The following is a 17264-nucleotide window of genomic DNA, read 5'->3' on the forward strand; positions in this document are numbered from 1 at the left end:
CACTCCCTCCTAGCGCTTGTTCTTGCCGGTGCGGCGGCGACGGACGATCATCTTGTCGCTTGCCTTGTTCTTGCGGGTACGGCCTTCCGGCTTACCCCACGGGCTGACCGGGTGGCGTCCACCTGAGGTCTTGCCCTCGCCGCCACCGTGCGGGTGGTCGACCGGGTTCATCACGACACCACGAACGGTCGGGCGCTTGCCCTTCCAACGCATACGGCCGGCCTTGCCCCAGTTGATGTTCGACTGCTCGGCGTTGCCGACCTCGCCGACGGATGCGCGGCAGCGCACGTCGACGCGACGGATTTCACCGGAAGGCATACGCAGCGTGGCGTAGCTGCCTTCCTTACCGAGGAGCTGGATGCTGGCGCCTGCGGAACGAGCCATCTTGGCTCCGCCGCCGGGACGCAGTTCCACACCGTGGATGGTGGTACCAGTCGGGATGTTGCGCAGCGGCAGGTTGTTGCCCGGCTTGATGTCGGCGCCTGCACCGGACTCGATCGGTGAACCCTGCACCAGGCCCTTGGGGGCAATGATGTAGCGCTTCTCACCGTCTGCGTAATGCAGGAGTGCGATGTTTGCTGTGCGGTTGGGGTCGTACTCGATGTGAGCGACCTTTGCCGGGATGCCGTCCTTGTCGTTGCGACGGAAATCGATCAGTCGGTATGCACGCTTGTGTCCGCCGCCCTTGTGACGGGTGGTGATACGACCGTGTGCGTTACGTCCACCGCGACCGTGCAGCGGGCGAACCAGCGACTTCTCGGGGGTCGACCGAGTGATCTCGGCGAAGTCCGAGACGCTCGAGCCACGACGGCCCGGTGTTGTCGGCTTGTACTTACGGATTGCCATGAGTCTTCTCGTCCTCTATGTCTCGTCAAGTCCCGGCGCTTACGCGACCGGTCCTCCGAAGATCTCGATGGGCTTGCTGTCAGCGGACAGGGTCACGAGCGCGCGCTTGGTGTCCTTGCGCTTGCCGTAACCGAATCGGGTCCGCTTACGCTTGCCCTGACGGTTGGCGGTGTTGACGCTGGTCACCTTGACGCCGAAGACCTTCTCGACGGCAATCTTGATCTGCGTCTTGTTCGAGTCCGGGTGCACCAGGAAGGTGTAGGTGCCTTCCTCGATCAGTCCGTAGGACTTCTCGGAGATGACCGGAGCGAGCAGGATGTCGCGGGGGTCAGCGATGGTGCTCACTTGGCGTCCTCCTTGTTCTGAGCGCTCTCTGCGGGCCCGTGGATGAACGCGTTGAGTGCCTCGACGCTGAACACGACATCGTCTGCATTGAGCACGTCGTAGGTGTTGAGCTGGTCGGGTGCAATGGGATGCACGCCTTCCAGGTTCTGCACGCTCTTCCAAGCGGCTACATCCTGGCGACCCACGACGAGCAGCAGCTTCTTGCGATCCGAGATCTCGCCGAGGAACGCGATAGCGCCCTTGGTCGAAGGCGTCTGCCCTGCAACCAGTTCGGTGATGACGTGGATGCGCTCGTTGCGTGCGCGGTCAGAGAGGGCTCCGCGCAGAGCGGCTGCCTTCATCTTCTTGGGGGTGCGCTGGCTGTAGTCACGCGGCTGCGGGCCGTGAACGGTTCCGCCGCCGACGAACTGCGGTGCGCGAGTCGAGCCCTGGCGTGCGCGGCCGGTGCCCTTCTGGCGGTACGGCTTCTTTCCACCGCCGCGGACGTCGCCGCGGGTCTTGGTGGAGTGGGTTCCCTGACGAGCAGCTGCGAGCTGCGCGACGACAACCTGATGGAGAAGCGCGATGTTGGCCGGAGCGTCGAAGATCTCAGCGGGGAGATCGACGGTGCCGTTGGTCTTGCCGCCGGCGACCTTGACGTCCAGGGTCAACTTGGTCTCGGTGCTGGTCATGCCCGTGCACCACCCTTCACTGCACTCTTGACGATCACGAGGCCGCCCTTGCGGCCGGGGATCGCACCCTTGATCAGCAGCAGGCCGTTCTCGGCATCCACCTTGTGGACCGAGAGGTTCTGCGTCGTGATGCGGTCGCTACCCATGCGTCCGGACATGCGCATGCCCTTGAACACGCGGCCGGGAGTTGCACAGCCACCGATGGAGCCCGGGCGGCGGTGAACAGCCTGGGTACCGTGCGACGCGCCCTGTCCCTTGAAGCCGTGACGCTTCATGGTTCCGGCGAAGCCCTTGCCCTTGCTGGTTCCGGTGACGTCGACGTATGCGCCGTCCTCGAAGACCTCGGCGGTGAGCTCCTGGCCGACCTCGTAGTCGGAGGTGTCCGCAACGCGGAGCTCCACTACGTGGCGACGCGGGGTCACACCAGCCTTGGTGAACTGGCCGGAAGTCGGCTTGTTCACCTTGCGCGGGTCGATGGCGCCGAACGCGAGCTGAACGGCGCTGTAGCCGTCACGCTCTTCGGTACGGATCTGGGTTACGACGTTCGGCCCAGCCTTCACGACGGTGACCGGGACAACCCGGTTGTTCTCGTCGAAGACCTGGGTCATGCCGAGCTTGGTGCCCAGGATTCCCTTGATCTTGGTATCAGTCATTGTTTTTGTCTCCGCCGTCACTGAATGTTCACGTCGACACTGGCCGGAAGGTCGATGCGCATGAGCGCGTCAACCGTCTTCGGCGTCGGGTCGAGAATGTCGATCAGCCGCTTGTGAGTACGCATCTCGAAGTGCTCGCGCGAGTCCTTGTACTTGTGCGGCGAGCGGATGACGCAATATACGTTCTTCTCGGTCGGCAACGGCACAGGTCCAACGACGCGGGCACCCGTACGGGTTACCGTCTCGACGATCTTGCGCGCTGACGCGTCGATCGCCTCGTGGTCGTAGGCCTTGAGCCTGATGCGGATCTTTTGTCCCGCCACGCTTAGTGTCCTTTTCTTGCCGCGTTTCGTAGCCCGCCTGGTCAGGCTCGAGCTACCTCGTCTGCACAGTCCTTGCCTGGACGATGACACGACGAACACTGAAGCGATCGGGACCAAGTCCAAGCTCTCGGGAGTACCGAGATTCGGATCGAGATCAGGATCTGCTGCCGCTGTTCGTTTGTCATTGTTCTCCGGTACACGCGGTCGGGCGTGTCGCCTTCTCACTCATCCTGCGCCGGACGATCTTTCGATCATCTGGCGCGTGATGTGCACCGGACGTGTTCGATGTCGAACACAAAGTAGGCACTGCTTCCGTCCTGCATTACATCTCGTCTTGCATGGTCACAGTCGTAGACCCGATTACCCTTGACGGGATCTGCGATCGATCGTCTGTGACGTCTTACCCTTACCCGATCACGGCCGCAAACGACCGCGTCCCGGACAAGGCAACCCGACCAGTATGCCGTACCTGGCGCAATTCCTCAACTCCCCCCAACTGCCTTTTCCGAGTGAGCTGCGCGACAACAACCTTACTCAGAAGTAAGATATGTCCATGACTACCTCCAGCCCTACCTATCGCGGATGGCAGAAATTGCCGGACAATGCCCTCGGACATGCAGTTTTCTCGGCGGCGATGTCCATCCGCGTGCCCTATTTCGCCTCCGTTCTACCTCGGGTGACCAAGCTGGAACCAGGGTTGTGCGAGGTCCGCTCCCCCAAATGGTGGGGTGTCCACAACCATCTCGGCACGTTTCACGCGATCGCAGCTTGCAATCTCGCGGAGGTCGCAATGGGCATGCTGAGCGAAGCGACGGTTCCGAACTCGCACCGCTGGATCCCCAAGTCGATGAAGGTCGACTACCTCGCCAAGGCCGAAACAGGTCTGCGAGCAGTCGCCCGCCTCGAGACCTTGCCGGACTTCGCGGCGATCGACAGCGGAACTGAACTGGTCGTTCCCATCTCGATCTTCGACCGGGACGGCAAGGAAGTAGTCCACGCCGAGATCACCACCTGGGTCACCCCCAAATAGGCACCCACGTAGGCGGTCACGAACCTGCCTGCATCGCAAGCGAATTCGCCCGCCAACAGGTTTCGCAGAAATTCGGGCCGCCGCAGGTTTCGGCGAATGACGATCGTGGAACACCTCCCCGAACGGCGATGGTCGGTCGGGGTGCCGGTGTCCGGAGGTGATTTGCGTTCCGGACACCGCATTGTCGACCTCGCGTCACGCCGACCACCGGGAGGCCTCGTGGAAGAGTTCTTGACCACAACGAGTTCCGAATCAGGCACGGAGACCCGGGCATATCCGGACAATGCCGAGGGCTTGGACAGCTTTCGGCGCGACCTCGACGCCATCGACGCCCTGCTTCTAGAAACGGTGCGAGAACGGCTGGAACTCTGCCTGCGCATCGGCGAGTGGAAGCGCTCCCGCGAGGTTCCGATGATGCAACCCGGCCGAGTTCGCCTCGTGCAGGAACGGGCACGCGAATTCGCCCGTAGTCACGACCTCTCCCCCGACTTCTTCAACTCGCTGTACGAGCTGATGATTGCCGAGACCTGTCGACTCGAAGACCTGGTGATCAACGCACCTGTTGAGGAGGAGGACACTGTTCGGGAATCCGTCGGACCGAGATCAGGATCATCGACATGAGTTCCCGCACCCTTCTGGTGGACAATTACGACTCGTTCACCTACAACCTGTTCACCCTGTTGACCGAGGTCAACGGGGTTGTGCCCACCGTGGTCCGCAACGACGCGGACTGGGATTCCCTCGATCTCGCGTCGTACGACAACGTGGTCATCTCCCCCGGTCCCGGCCGGCCGGATCGCGAGCGTGATTTCGGAATCAGCCGCCGTTTCATCGAGGAAGCGCCCCTCCCACTTCTCGGCGTCTGTCTCGGTCATCAGGGTTTGTGCGAGTTGTTCGGTGCAGACGTGGTGGTTGCGCCCGTCCCGATGCACGGCCGGATCTCGCTGATCGATCACGACGGTTCGGGCATCTTTGCCGGACTTCCGTCGCCGTTTCGAGCTGTTCGATACCACTCATTGACCGTCGAGAATCTGCCGAATGCCTTCGTCCGTACCGCGTGGACCTCCGACGGACTGCTCATGGGCGTCCGACACCGGACCAAGCCGATGTGGGGCGTGCAGTTTCATCCGGAGTCCATCAGTACCGAGTTCGGCATCGATCTGCTCGCGAACTTCCGCGATCTGTCTGTCGGACGAACTCTGGATTCCGTGATCCGACACGAACCGGCGCCACAAACGCCCGACTTGCGGCCGGCCATCAACTACGACGTCGACGACGTGACCCTCGATTTTGCCGTGGACCCGTCGGCGGCGTTTGCAGCACTGTTCGCCGACGGCCCCAACGCGTTCTGGCTGGACCGCGCGGCCACTGCGGAACCGAGTGCACGCTTTTCGATTCTGGGCGATTCCGCGGGTCCGCTGGCCGAATTCATCACGTACGACGTACAAGCCGGGGTGCTGACGGTCAGCCGAAAAGGCTTGTCCGACGAGCACATTCGAGTTCCGTTCTTCGACTACTTGGACGCGCAACTCGCGACGCGCTTCGTACCCTCGCATCCGGAACTCGACTTCAACCTCGGTTACGTGGGCTATCTCGGCTACGAACTGAAAGCACAGACCGGAGGGCGGGCAGTACATCCGGCACCCACCCCTGATGCCGCCCTGGTGTTTGCCGATCGCGCCGTCGTCATCGATCACACTGCCGGCCGCACTCACGTTTTGAGGTTGCGCGAGAAAGTCCGCGACGCCGGCCACGACGACTGGCTCGAATCGACCATCGACACCTTGGCGCGGATCGGCGCGGACCTTCCGGAACGCACCCCGGTTCCACTGATCAGCGAGACGGTCTGGACACAGGCTCGGCTTCGACATGATCGCGATCAGTACCTGTCATTGATCGGTACGGCCCTCTCGGAGATCCGGGCAGGTGAGTCGTACGAGGTGTGCCTGACCAACATGGCGAGCGTCGACGAGACGATCGACGCGCTGCGGGCGTTCGAGTATTTGCGCTCGATCAATCCGACGCCGTACAGCGCACTGCTCGACTTCACCGGCATCTCGGTCGTTTCGGCCTCACCAGAGCGGTTCCTACGTGTCGACGCGGACGGCAACGTCGAGTCCAAGCCCATCAAGGGCACCCGTCCGCGCGGCGTCACTCGGGCGCGAGATGCGGCCCTTCGGCAGGACCTGCTCGACAGCGAGAAGGACCGCGCCGAGAACCTGATGATCGTCGACCTCACTCGCAACGACCTCACTAAAGTCTGCGTTCCGGGAAGCGTCCACGTTCCGAGGCTGTTCGCGATCGAGTCGTACTCATCCGTTCATCAAATGGTGTCGACCGTGCGTGGACATCTGAGTCCGGGATCGTCGGCAGTGGACTGTGTCCGGGCCGCTTTCCCCGGTGGATCGATGACTGGCGCCCCGAAGGTACGGACGATGGAGATCATCGACCGCCTCGAATCCGGCCCGCGCGGGGTCTACTCGGGATCAATTGGGTACTTCGCTCTCGGTGGCGCCGCGGACCTTTCCATCGTGATCCGGTCGCTGGTCTGCACCGAGAGCGGCGTGACCTTCGGAATCGGCGGTGCTATCACCGCGTTGTCCGATCCGGAAGAAGAATTCGACGAGACCACGGTCAAGGCGTCCACGCTGCTCCGTGCCCTCGATGCGGTGTCCTCTCGGGTTCTCGAGTACGGCGGGTAGAACCAGCCATGACGGCGGCATCAGGTACTGCGACGGTGGTCGGCGGTCGGGGTGCCGTCGGAGCGATGTTCGTAGAACTGCTTCGCGCCGATGGCCTGACGGTCACCGTCGTCGACACTGCCCGCTGCGACGCTGGCAGGGATGTAGTCGTCGGCGACATCACGGCGCCGAGTGACGGGGTCCTTGACCTCGTGGAGTCCTCGAGCATCATCGTGCTCGCGGTTCCCGAACAGGTCGCCCTAGCTGCACTGCCGGCGCTTCAAACGTCCGACGCTCTCGTCGTGGACACACTGTCCGTCAAATCGCGAATGAACGCAGCAATCGCCGACGCCGGCCGAGTACAGGAGTTTCTCGGACTCAACCCCATGTACCGCCCGTCGCTGGGCCCGCGCGGTCGATCCGTCATCGCGGTGCCGTACGTCGACGGTCCGCAAACCACAAAGTTCCTCGACGTCGTGCGCTCGTGGGGAGCGTCGGTCGCGGTGATGGACGCCGATCGGCACGACCGATTGGCCGCAGCGACCCAGGTACTGACCCACGCGTCGGTGCTGGCATTCGGCGTTGCCCTGGCCGAACTCGGACTTTCCGCGGACGAACTCCTTGCGGTCGCTCCTCCCCCGCATCGGACACTGCTGGCGCTCCTCGCGCGGATAGTCGGCGGCGAACCGGAGGTGTATTGGGACGTGCAAGCGGGCAATCCGTATGCAGGAGCAACACGGAAAGCGCTGGCGGAAGCAACCGCGCAGGTGGACACCGCAACGAGGGCACTCGGCGACTTCACGACGTTGATGAAAACCGCCGAGGCAGCGCTCGACGATCGCTCGGGCGAATTGAACGCGGAGTGCCAGAGCTTGTTCGATCGCATTGCCGAAGGGCACGGGGAGACTGCCGAAGGGCACCGCGAGATTGCCGAAGGGCACAGAGAGTAGGGCACGATGAGACCTGGGGTGAGGCCGCCCAGCCTGCCGGATCACGACGCCTCCGATCCCGTCGAGAGTGCGATCGTCAGCCGGCTTGCGAGCAATTGGGCGCGCCGGGCGACGGTGAAGAAGGCGGAGCCTGAACTGGACGACCTCTTCGATTCGTCGCTGTCCGACTACCCCGAAGCGCTTCTCCCGTTCGCGGAGCATCCGACCTACCTGGCATTGCGTCCCGAGCAGAAGCAGCGCCTGCAAGCCTGGGCATGGATTGCGTTCAACAAGAACGTCATGGACATCGAGAAGTACGTCGTCAACCCCGGATTCGACGTTCTCGCCGAAGACCGACTCGGCGTCGGGCTCGGAGAATCGGCTGCAGTTGCGGTCAATCAGGCGATGGTCGACGAGCAATATCACACGCTCATGCATTTCAATGCCAGCTCAGCGACCCGTCGAGGCAGGGGCTGGGAGCTTCCGTCGAGGGCATTGCCCGACGTGTTGACGGTCCGTACCCGCGCGAAAGCTCTCGACGCAGCCGACGGGCCGCGCAAGATCGCCCTGACACAGTTGGCGTTCATGACCGTCGCCGAGGTATCGATCACCGCATACCTCGACCTGATCTCGGACGACCCGGGCGTGCAGTCGATCAACCGCGCGACGATTCGGTTGCACGCTCGCGACGAGTACTGCCATGCCTCGATTGCCAGGGAACTGGCAGTGCTGGTCTGGGATTCCCTGGATCGTGGAGATCGCAGCTACCTACTGGAAGGCTTCGAGGGCGCCATGCGCGCTTTCAGCGGAACCGACTTCGGCGTTTGGCGAGCAATCATGGAGATCGAAGCCATACCCGGCAGGCAGAAGATGCTCGACGATGTCGAATCGGAACCGCGCAACGAACTGTTCGTGCAGGACTACAGCGGCATTCAATCCTTGTGCAAAAAATTGACGATCGAACCATTGTCGCCAACGGAATCTTAATTCCTTATCAATTTTCCTTATTTACAGATCCAAAGATTTGGAATTAACGCCACCTACACGAAATCCGCGAACTCAAGGAGGTATCGCATTGTCAGAACCATCCCCAGTCACACCACCACACGCGCTTCGGAATAACACCGTGTTTCGTCCGATGAAGAATCAACCCACATGGAGAACCCGATTCCGTTCGACACTTGTCAGCCAGATAAACCAATTCCTCCAGATCAGGACAGCTACGGCCGAGCAGCTCAAAGAATGAGTAATTAGTGCACATCCGCGAGCAATTCGTACAGCTCAAATCGCCTGTGACATCGAACACAAGGTGAATTGGAGGGTGAACTCCCCGCCGGGACCAGCAGTTGGAGAGGCTCCCAACCTTGGGACCTGCCCGACAAACGGGCCAGCGCGTGACCCTCCGGTAACATCTGACCGGAGATCACAGATAGAAGACAGAAGGCATCTGTGCGCCCGTCGGGAGCGCGTGCCCGTTCCGACCATGCAGACAGCGGAGTGTTGATGCCCTTTTCCACGGATGCAGCAGTACTAGTGGAAGACGTCCACAAGTCTTTCAAGAACGTGCACGCGCTGCGAGGGATCAACTTCACGGCCCCACGCGGCACCGTCCTGGGAATTTTGGGCCCCAACGGCGCAGGCAAGACGACGACGGTGAAGGTTCTCTCCACACTTATTCGCCCCACCAGCGGACGCGCGATGGTGGCTGGCTACGACGTCGTGCGCAATGCTCCAGAGGTTCGACGCTCCATCATGATGACCGGGCAATTCGCAGCCCTAGACGATTCACTCACCGGCCGAGAGAACATCGAGTTGTTCGGCAGGTTGATGGGGCTCGACCGAATGTCCGCCAAGGTGCGCGCCGCCGACCTGCTCTCTCAATTCGACCTCGTCGAGGCTGGATCCCGAGTAGTCAGGAACTACTCCGGCGGCATGCGCCGACGAATCGATATCGCGTGTGGCCTGGTTGTTCGCCCAGAGGTAGTTTTCCTCGATGAACCGACGACCGGCCTCGATCCGCGAAGCCGTCAGAGTGTCTGGTCACTCGTTCAATCTCTGAAGGAGCAGGGCATCACGGTGCTCCTGACCACCCAGTATCTCGAGGAAGCCGATCTCCTGAGCGACAACATCATCGTCATCGACAAAGGCGCAGTTATCGCTGAGGGAACTGCTGATCAACTGAAGGCACGAACTGGCGCAAGCTTTTGCGAGATCGTGCCTGCAGACCTCAAGCAGTTGGCCCACGCGGTCCACGCTCTAGGAAATCTGGTGCCCCGAGACTTCCGATTCGACCTGGCACAAGAGAGCGGCCGAATCGCTATCCCTGCGCCTGTCGGTGCCGGAACACTCTCCGAAGCCCTTCGCCGTCTCGATCATGCTCGGATACCGCTTGCCGACATCGCACTTCGCCGCCCGTCACTCGATGATGTCTTCCTCGCACTCACTGGTGAACAGCATGTAAGTGAGACACCGTGACGACAACAACCAAATTCGGGGTCGATCAGGTGGCTGTCCGTGGAGACACGCGCAGCAAGATTGCAGTCCCCGAAGCTTTGAGCGTCGGCAAGCACCGCCGACCACACCCCTCAGCGATCAATCAGTGGTGGGTATTGACGGCACGCACCGTCAAATCAATGGTGAAGCGCTACGAACTGTTGATCGCGGTCATCGCGCCGTTGATCTTCACGATCGGTTTCTACCTCCCGTTGAAGTTCGTCATGCAACTTCAGGGCATTAACTACGCACAGTTCTTGATGCCGATCATCGTGCTGCAAGCCATGGCCTTCACATCGATCTCGGCTGCCCAGATGTCTTCGACAGAATCGATCACCGGCTTCAGCAACCGCATGAAAACAATGCCAGTCGTCGGCCCCGTACCCCTATTGTCCCGTCAGTCGAGCGGCTTCGTACGTTCGACAGTCTCCCTCGCCGCGGCGTTGACCTTCGGGCACCTGATTGGATTCCGGTTCTCCGCGGGCGTGGGCCAGGCCGCACTGTTTTGTGCGATTGCCTTGGCCTTCAGCACTTGTCTGTCCTTCGCGGGTGACGCGATCGGTTCGTTGTCGAAGAGCCCACAGGCAACCAGTCAGGCGTTGACACTCCCACAGTTGATTTTGGGGATGTTGTCCTGTGGTTTTGCACCCGAGACCGGCTTCCCCGAATGGATACGCCCATTCGTGCGTAATCAACCGGTCTCCCAGTTCTCGTTTGCCATGCGCGATCTTGCGCAAGGAGGCGTCACCTGGAATGTCCTGTTTCCGGTCGTCGCTTGGACCGTCGGATTGATCGTCTTCTTTGCGCCGTTGGCGTTCTGGGCAAGTATGAGGCGATCATGAGCGAGCCGACAGATCGTTTCATGGCGGTTGTTCGTCCGGTCGAGGGATTCAACTTCCCCTACCCCGACAATGCGCTTCCGGAAAGCTCGTTCAAGGCCCTCGTCGTGCACAGTGGGATACAGGCAAGGCGTCTGCTACTCACCTGGCTGCGGGATCCGTCGACGACTATTCAGGCGCTCGTATATCCCGCTTTCATGCTTTTGATGTTTCGGGTTGTCTTGGGCAATTCGATCACCGCAGCAACCGGCCAGTCGAGCATCTTCGGAACAGTTCCGCTGATCATTCTCGTCGGCGCCATGTTCGGGTCGATTGCGAGTGCAGTCGGCCTCAAAGGCGAAAGAGCATCTGGCCTTTTGAGCAGATTCTGGACGCTCCCTGCGCATCGTGCGTCAGGCCTCGTAGGCCGAATGATCGCGGAAGCAGTTCGCGTTCTCGTCACATCAATTGTGATCCTCGGTGTCGGATATCTGCTGGGATTCAGGTTCAACCAGGGCCCACTCGCGGCCGTTGCGCTCTTGGCGTTACCCATAATCTTCGGTGTCGGCTTCGCAATGATGGTGACGGCACTGGCCACTGTCTCCGACAACCTGCCGCTCGTCGAGATTGTATCGATCTCCTGCACACTTTTGATGTTCTTCAATTCCGGATTCGTTCCAGTGATCGCGTACCCCAAGTGGCTGCAGCCCATAGTTGCCGAACAACCCATGTCGGTTGCAATCGATGCGATGAAGGGGCTATCGCTCGGAGGCCCGGTAGCCGAACCCGTGATCAAAACCCTGATTTGGTCACTAGGCATGGTCGCGGTCTTTGTGTACCCCGCAGTTCGTGGATACCGGCGCGCCGCGTCGATGTCGTGACGAGGGCGGATCAGGGGCTCCTCATGGAGCCAAGGAATTTGATCGCGCCGTAACGATCTCGGCCCGAAAACCGACTTCACAGTTCGAGAAAAACAAGTGGCTCCGGGTTGAAGATTGACATTCCCGTGCCGCGCAACGAGAGGGATCTAACTTGACGCGTACGAGACAGTCCATATGGAGGCGTGCGACGGGCGTCGCAGCCGTGTCGATGGTGTGCGCTCTGGTTCCGGCCGGCATCGCAAGCGCGTCGCCTGTCGCTCACCAGAGCGGCGGGGATGAAGCGAGGTCCATATCGGATGGTTCCTACATCGAGTCTGTCGAGCAGGTCAACGATCGCCAACAGATCGTAAACGTGTACGCGGCGTCGATGGAACGCGTTGTTCCGATCCAGGTCATCACCCCCGCGGACAATTCTGTTCCCCGCCCCGTCCTCTATCTTCTCAACGGCGCCGGCGGCGGCGAAGACTCGGCAACATGGGAGTACCAGACCGACGTCGTCGACTTTTTCCAGGACAAGAATGTCAACGTCGCAACACCTGTAGGTGGTCGCCTGTCGTACTACACCGACTGGGAGAAGGAAGACCCGAAGCTCGGAAAAAACATGTGGAGCACCTTTCTAGGAAAGGAGCTCCCGCCACTGCTGAACAAGCAGCTCGGTAGCAACGGCCAACAATCGATCGCCGCAATTTCGATGTCAGGCACTTCGGTGCTCAACCTTGCGATCGAATACCCCGGCTTCTACAACTCCGTCGCCGCATTCAGTGGATGCGCTCAGACGAGTGATCCTCTCGGACAACAGTTCATCAAGACCACCACAGAATGGATCGGAGGCGTCGAAGATGTACAGAACATGTGGGGACCGTTCGACGGGCCTGGCTGGCGAGAACACGACCCTCTAGTCAATGCCGAAAAGCTGCGTGGCACACAGATCTACATGAGCACCGGTAGCGGACTCCCCGGTTTCCCTAATGACACACCCGCAAATCCGCGTATCCAAGACGGTCGCGCGGCGATGTTCGACCAAATCGTTGTCGGCAGCCCCATCGAGCTTGCAACCAACCTTTGCACCTCGAACATGGCCAAACGCCTCTTCGAATTGAAGATCCCAGCCGTAGTGGACTTCCGGCCGACCGGCACTCACTCGTGGGGCTACTGGCAGGACGACCTACACAAGTCCTGGCCATTTATTGCGCAGTCCCTCGGGATCTGACGAACTCAAACCCAAGGGGTGGTGCAGTGGACAACAGGGTCCACTGCACCACCCCTTCTGTTATGCGAATCCCCGCCTGCCGCAGCTCAAAATTGTGCATCGACGTAGTTCGAAATCTGCCACCACCCGCGTCGGCAGACGAGCGAGGCAGATACTTACCCATGGCCTACTTGAGAGCCTCCCCGACAATCGGGCCGAGCTTCGTGAGTCCATGTGGCGTCATCATCTCGATATGCTCGATGTCGACACTGTGTGTCGCCAATCCCCCTTGAACGAATGGACGCCACCGGTCTGCGCCCTCGACTTCTGAACTTCTGGTCCGCGATGCAACAAACGTCGTCGGTCCGGTGTACACACTTGGTTGATGTTCGTTGATCAGAGTGGCCGTACGCGCGATGCTGTCGAACAATCGCTGCACGCGCTCGACGGTCAAGCCGATTCGTTCACCTTGAACGGAATCGAGGATTTCAGCAGCCCGTTCGACCGAGAGAGAATCAATCCGCTCGTCTCGGTCGACGTCCAACCCGAGCGCCGAGAGCTCGACCCGGACCATATCTGCGAATTCGTTCTCATCTCGCTTCTCGGGAGTTCCGTCAAGCAGAATCAAAGCGCCCACCGATCCTCCGAGCGACTCGATTCTGGCCGCAATTCCTTGAGCCAGAATGCAACCGAACGACCAGCCGACAATTCGATATGGGCCCTCAGGCTGGATCAGCATCATCTCCGACACGTACCGGTCGATATAGTCAGTCAGACGCGTCGGGACGAACCCGTCGTCGGACAGAACCGGTGTCTGCAATCCGTAGATGGGGACTGATCGGTCGATGTAGCCAGCCAGAGGCGCGAACGGCCATGCGAACCCCATCAGAGGGTGCACACAGAACAGAGGCGACTCCGAGCCGCTACTTCGGAGCGGAAGGACCACCTTCAGTGCTGCACCGCCGTCAGATTCAAACCCTACTCGGATCCCCAAAGCCAGAGCGTCGGCTAAGGATTCGACTCGGGAGTGAGCAAACAACACACGAATCGGCACATCGGCGGACGCCGCAGCACTCAATCGCGCGACGACCTTTGCAGCTATGAGCGAATTGCCCCCGAGTTCGAAGAAGTCATCGTCAAGACCGACCATCCGAGTTTCCAACACGTCCTCGAGCACGGAAACAATTAGTTTCTCGGTCTCAGTACCCGGAGCACGATATGGCCTTGCTTCGAGCACTGGCTCAGGCAGTTTCCGACGATCCACCTTGCCCGATGCCGTGAGTGGCAGCGTATCCAACACGACAAATTGCGATGGAATCATGTACGAAGGCAGTCTGTTCGCAAGTTCTTCACGAACATCCTCGGTCTTGATACGTGCTGCCGTATCTCCAGTCAAATAGGCAACGAGCCTAGCCCCGGCCGTGGGGTCTTCGTGTAGGACGACGACCCCATTGCTCACCGACGGAAGAGTCGTCAGTGCCGCATCGATCTCTCCCAACTCAATGCGCTGGCCCCTCAACTTCACCTGGAAGTCACTGCGCTCAACGAATTCAAGTTGCCCAGACCGACTCCACCGAACGATGTCACCGGTGCGGTACATCCGAGTACCAATCGAACGCCCACGCTCGTTGATCGAGAGCTCACCTGTGAACGGATTGGCCACGAAACGGTCAGAAGACAAGTCAGCGCGCCCATGGTAACCACGCGCTAATTGCACACCTCCCACGTACAACTCGCCCGCAACCCCCTCTGGGACTGGGTTCAACCGCTCGTCCAGAACGAATACCTGGGTGTTCCAAGCCGGTACGCCGATCGGGACGATCGCCGCTTCCGCCGCTGTGTACTCGTGCGAGGTCACCTGGATGGTCGACTCCGTAGGGCCGTAAAGATTGTGTATCGCAGCACCAGATCGTTCCCACACCAACGCTGCTGTGGATGCAAGCAATTGCTCACCACCGGAAAAGACCATGCGCAGACGCGAGAGGTCGTGCTTCACTGAACTAGTGAAGACCGGCGACAACATTGCGGGCACAAATTGAACAACAGTCACAGCGTTACTCGAAATCATCTCGGCCAGATGCTCTGGTCGGCGATGCGCATCCGGCCCGACGAGAACTACTCTCGCGCCAACCTGTAGGGGCCAAAACATTTCCCAGACCGAGGCATCGAAGGTAAACGGAGTCTTGTGCAAAACGACGTCCGAGCCATCGAGTTTGTATCGTTCCTGCATCCAGCTCACCTGATTGACGACGGAATCGTGGGAAACCGTAACGCCCTTCGGCTTTCCTGTTGAGCCCGAAGTGAACAGCGTGTAGGCCGCGTTCTCAACGTGGAGCGGAGCAATCCGATCTTCGTCCGTGACAGGAGAATCCGAAAGAGCATCGATACCCAGGGCGTCGATCACAACAACTGGAACGCCAGCGGAATCGATCTGGACATCGCTGGTGACGAGCATACAAATCGGGTCGGCGGCGCCCACAACGTACGAATTGCGTTCATCCGGTTGATCAGGATCGATCGGAACATACGCGCCTCCTGCCTTGAGGACCGCATAGACCGCAATCATCATCTCAAGCGATCGGCGAAGCGCGACAGCAACGAGAGTCTCAGCACCGACTCCAATCGAAATAAGATGCCTGGCAAGACGATTAGCTCTTGCGTCGAACTCGGCATATGTCAGCTCATGCTCGCCACATGTGAGGGCAATCTCGTTGGCCGACCGACGAACCTGCGCGTCGAACAGGTCAACCAACGAACTTGTCGGCAGCCGATGTTCGGTCAAATTCCGCTTTTCGATCATTCGCGTGCGTTCGATATCGTCCATGATCTCGATGTCGCCCACCGATCTAGCCGACTCCGAATCCTGTACCGCGAAGGCGCGCAAGATCGATACGAATCTCCGCATGAATCCCGCAACGGTCGATTCATCGAACAAATCTGTCGAGTAGTCGACGCCGAAAGACATTCCGCCGCAGGCGCCTCTCTCATCGATATTTTCGACCACGGTGACGGACAGATCAAACTTGGCGAATCCCGAATCGAACTCGACTCCTGACACCTTCAACTCACCGAACTCCAATGCGACCTGTTCCAAATTCTGGAAGGCGAGCATTACTTGGAATAACGGATTGTGTGACTGTGATCGTGCAGGGTTGAGTATTTCCACCAAACGCTCGAATGGAACATCCGCGTGATCGAACGCCTCAATGTCAACCGTCCGTATCGATGCCAACAGTCCATCCACCGAGATCGCCGGATCTACCTGCGTCCGCAACACCAAAGTATTGACGAACATCCCGATCAAGTCGTCGAGTTCCTGCTCGCCGCGACCTGCAACCGGGGTACCGATTGATACGTCGCGAGTTCCCGACAGGCGACTCAACAGTATGGCCAATGCCGCATGCACAACCATGAACATTGTCGAGTTCAATCTTTGTGCGAGACTTTTGAGAGCGCTGTGCAATTCGGCATCAACCGAAAAGTCATGACGCGCACCGTCATGCGTGGCGACGGTTGGGCGCGCTCTGTCTCGTGGCAGCGACAGTTGTTCCGGCAGTCCGGCCAGGGCATTTGACCAGTAGTCGATTTGTTGTGCAATTACCGATGTGGGATCGTGCTCAGATCCCAGAACCTCACGTTGCCATAGCGTGTAATCGGCGTACTGCACGGGTAGCGGAGCCCAGCTGGGTGCCTGCCCCACGCTCCGGGATGCGTATGCAATCATCACGTCCCGCGTCATCGGAGCTATCGAGTAACCATCGCTACTGATGTGATGAACGACCAGAACCAATACGTAATCGTCTTCACCGACTTCGAACAGGCGACCCCGCACGGGAACCTGCTCTGTGACAACGAAGCCGTCGCTGACAAAGCGGGTCACGCTCGCTTGCACATCAGATTCGTCGACCGAGACGGGGGTTAGATCCAACTCGAATTCCCCGACTCCGAGCACCCGTTGATAGCCGACACCATCGAATTCTGGATACAGCGTTCGCAAAACCTCGTGGCGCGCTATCACATCTGAGATAGCCGCCTGCAACGCTGAAACATCCAGAACGCCAGACAGCCGTATCGCCGCCGGAATATTGTTCACAGCTGAGGCTTGGTCAAGCCGATTCAGGAACCACATCCGCTGCTGCGCCATCGAAAGCGGAACATACCCGGGGCGGTCCTGCGCAATTAGCGCTGGCCGTCCACCTGATCCCGCATGGGACCCGAGCCGTGCTGCCAACGCTTCGACAGCGGGGGCATCGAACAAGATGCGAACGGCCACCCTGGTGTTCAGTGCAGTACCGAGTCTTGCCGCTGCTCGTGTCGCGATCAGCGAATTACCACCCAAAGCAAAGAAATCATCATCAAGACCCACCCGATCCACACCCAGCAGATCCGCAAACACCGACGCAAC

15 protein-coding genes are annotated in these 17264 nt (G+C 59.9%); 9 read left to right on the forward strand and 6 right to left on the reverse strand.

The features are described from left to right. Positions 1–9: 9 nt before the first annotated feature. Genes rplB through rpsJ form a run of 5 tightly spaced genes read right to left on the reverse strand, consistent with a single transcriptional unit; the run spans position 10 to position 2838 of the window. Complete coding sequence (gene rplB / locus ACWF6P_RS14395; protein ID WP_033231378.1) at positions 10–846, reverse strand: 50S ribosomal protein L2; 837 nt, start codon at positions 844–846, stop codon at positions 10–12. 39 nt (positions 847–885) lie between these two features. Beyond that, on the reverse strand, positions 886–1191 hold the full coding sequence (gene rplW / locus ACWF6P_RS14400) for a 50S ribosomal protein L23 (protein WP_003940990.1): 306 nt from the start codon (positions 1189–1191) through the stop codon (positions 886–888). After that, entirely contained in the window at positions 1188–1862 is a 675-nt protein-coding gene (gene rplD / locus ACWF6P_RS14405) for a 50S ribosomal protein L4 (RefSeq protein WP_003940723.1), read from the reverse strand. The genes rplW and rplD overlap by 4 nt, the downstream gene beginning before the upstream one ends. Continuing rightward, entirely contained in the window at positions 1859–2515 is a 657-nt protein-coding gene (rplC, locus tag ACWF6P_RS14410) for a 50S ribosomal protein L3 (RefSeq protein WP_003940826.1), read from the reverse strand. Before rplC ends, rplD begins: the two co-directional genes overlap by 4 nt. A gap of 17 nt (positions 2516–2532) precedes the next feature. Then, complete coding sequence (gene rpsJ / locus ACWF6P_RS14415; protein ID WP_003938093.1) at positions 2533–2838, reverse strand: 30S ribosomal protein S10; 306 nt, start codon at positions 2836–2838, stop codon at positions 2533–2535. 553 nt (positions 2839–3391) lie between these two features. On the opposite strand from rpsJ, the gene ACWF6P_RS14420 reads away from it, so the two are divergent. From ACWF6P_RS14420 to ACWF6P_RS14460, 9 genes are all read left to right on the forward strand, one after another. Next, a complete protein-coding gene (locus ACWF6P_RS14420) occupies positions 3392–3868 on the forward strand; it encodes a hotdog fold domain-containing protein (RefSeq protein ID WP_378534470.1) in 477 nt (158 codons plus the stop codon). A 96-nt stretch (positions 3869–3964) separates the two neighbouring features. Continuing rightward, entirely contained in the window at positions 3965–4489 is a 525-nt protein-coding gene (locus ACWF6P_RS14425; RefSeq protein WP_452621425.1) for a chorismate mutase family protein, read from the forward strand. Then, positions 4486–6570 carry an aminodeoxychorismate synthase component I gene (pabB, locus tag ACWF6P_RS14430; RefSeq protein WP_378447823.1) on the forward strand — a complete coding sequence of 695 codons (2085 nt, stop codon included), beginning with the start codon at positions 4486–4488 and terminating at the stop codon, positions 6568–6570. The genes ACWF6P_RS14425 and pabB overlap by 4 nt, the downstream gene beginning before the upstream one ends. An 8-nt stretch (positions 6571–6578) precedes the next feature. Further along, positions 6579–7499, forward strand: coding sequence for a prephenate dehydrogenase/arogenate dehydrogenase family protein (locus tag ACWF6P_RS14435; RefSeq protein WP_452621426.1), 921 nt, complete (start codon positions 6579–6581; stop codon positions 7497–7499). Between the two features lie 6 nt (positions 7500–7505). Continuing rightward, entirely contained in the window at positions 7506–8465 is a 960-nt protein-coding gene (locus ACWF6P_RS14440) for a diiron oxygenase (RefSeq protein WP_452621427.1), read from the forward strand. A 516-nt stretch (positions 8466–8981) separates the two neighbouring features. Further along, on the forward strand, positions 8982–9953 hold the full coding sequence (locus tag ACWF6P_RS14445; protein WP_452621428.1) for an ATP-binding cassette domain-containing protein: 972 nt from the start codon (positions 8982–8984) through the stop codon (positions 9951–9953). Further along, on the forward strand, positions 9950–10813 hold the full coding sequence (locus tag ACWF6P_RS14450) for an ABC transporter permease (protein ID WP_124566559.1): 864 nt from the start codon (positions 9950–9952) through the stop codon (positions 10811–10813). The genes ACWF6P_RS14445 and ACWF6P_RS14450 overlap by 4 nt, the downstream gene beginning before the upstream one ends. Further along, positions 10810–11670, forward strand: coding sequence for an ABC transporter permease (locus tag ACWF6P_RS14455; protein ID WP_452621429.1), 861 nt, complete (start codon positions 10810–10812; stop codon positions 11668–11670). Before ACWF6P_RS14450 ends, ACWF6P_RS14455 begins: the two co-directional genes overlap by 4 nt. Before the next feature lie 208 nt (positions 11671–11878). Beyond that, positions 11879–12880 carry an alpha/beta hydrolase gene (locus tag ACWF6P_RS14460; protein WP_452621437.1) on the forward strand — a complete coding sequence of 334 codons (1002 nt, stop codon included), beginning with the start codon at positions 11879–11881 and terminating at the stop codon, positions 12878–12880. Between the two features lie 166 nt (positions 12881–13046). Here ACWF6P_RS14460 and ACWF6P_RS14465 read toward each other — a convergent pair whose 3' ends face one another. Then, positions 13047–17255 carry an amino acid adenylation domain-containing protein gene (locus ACWF6P_RS14465; protein WP_452621438.1) on the reverse strand — a complete coding sequence of 1403 codons (4209 nt, stop codon included), beginning with the start codon at positions 17253–17255 and terminating at the stop codon, positions 13047–13049. Positions 17256–17264 lie beyond the last annotated feature (9 nt).

This window comes from Rhodococcus sp. NPDC055024, assembly GCF_053608585.1.

Excerpts from the sequence above, each read along its gene's own strand:
- ACWF6P_RS14440 (WP_452621427.1), top strand. The coding sequence starts at position 7,506 with ATGAGACCTGGGGTGAGGCCGCCCAGCCTGCCGGATCACGACGCCTCC.
- pabB (WP_378447823.1), top strand. The coding sequence starts at position 4,486 with ATGAGTTCCCGCACCCTTCTGGTGGACAATTACGACTCGTTCACCTAC.
- ACWF6P_RS14425 (WP_452621425.1), top strand. The coding sequence starts at position 3,965 with ATGACGATCGTGGAACACCTCCCCGAACGGCGATGGTCGGTCGGGGTG.
- ACWF6P_RS14445 (WP_452621428.1), top strand. The coding sequence starts at position 8,982 with ATGCCCTTTTCCACGGATGCAGCAGTACTAGTGGAAGACGTCCACAAG.
- rplB (WP_033231378.1), bottom strand. The coding sequence starts at position 846 with ATGGCAATCCGTAAGTACAAGCCGACAACACCGGGCCGTCGTGGCTCG.
- rplD (WP_003940723.1), bottom strand. The coding sequence starts at position 1,862 with ATGACCAGCACCGAGACCAAGTTGACCCTGGACGTCAAGGTCGCCGGC.
- rplC (WP_003940826.1), bottom strand. The coding sequence starts at position 2,515 with ATGACTGATACCAAGATCAAGGGAATCCTGGGCACCAAGCTCGGCATG.
- ACWF6P_RS14460 (WP_452621437.1), top strand. The coding sequence starts at position 11,879 with ATGGTGTGCGCTCTGGTTCCGGCCGGCATCGCAAGCGCGTCGCCTGTC.
- ACWF6P_RS14420 (WP_378534470.1), top strand. The coding sequence starts at position 3,392 with ATGACTACCTCCAGCCCTACCTATCGCGGATGGCAGAAATTGCCGGAC.
- ACWF6P_RS14435 (WP_452621426.1), top strand. The coding sequence starts at position 6,579 with ATGACGGCGGCATCAGGTACTGCGACGGTGGTCGGCGGTCGGGGTGCC.
- ACWF6P_RS14455 (WP_452621429.1), top strand. The coding sequence starts at position 10,810 with ATGAGCGAGCCGACAGATCGTTTCATGGCGGTTGTTCGTCCGGTCGAG.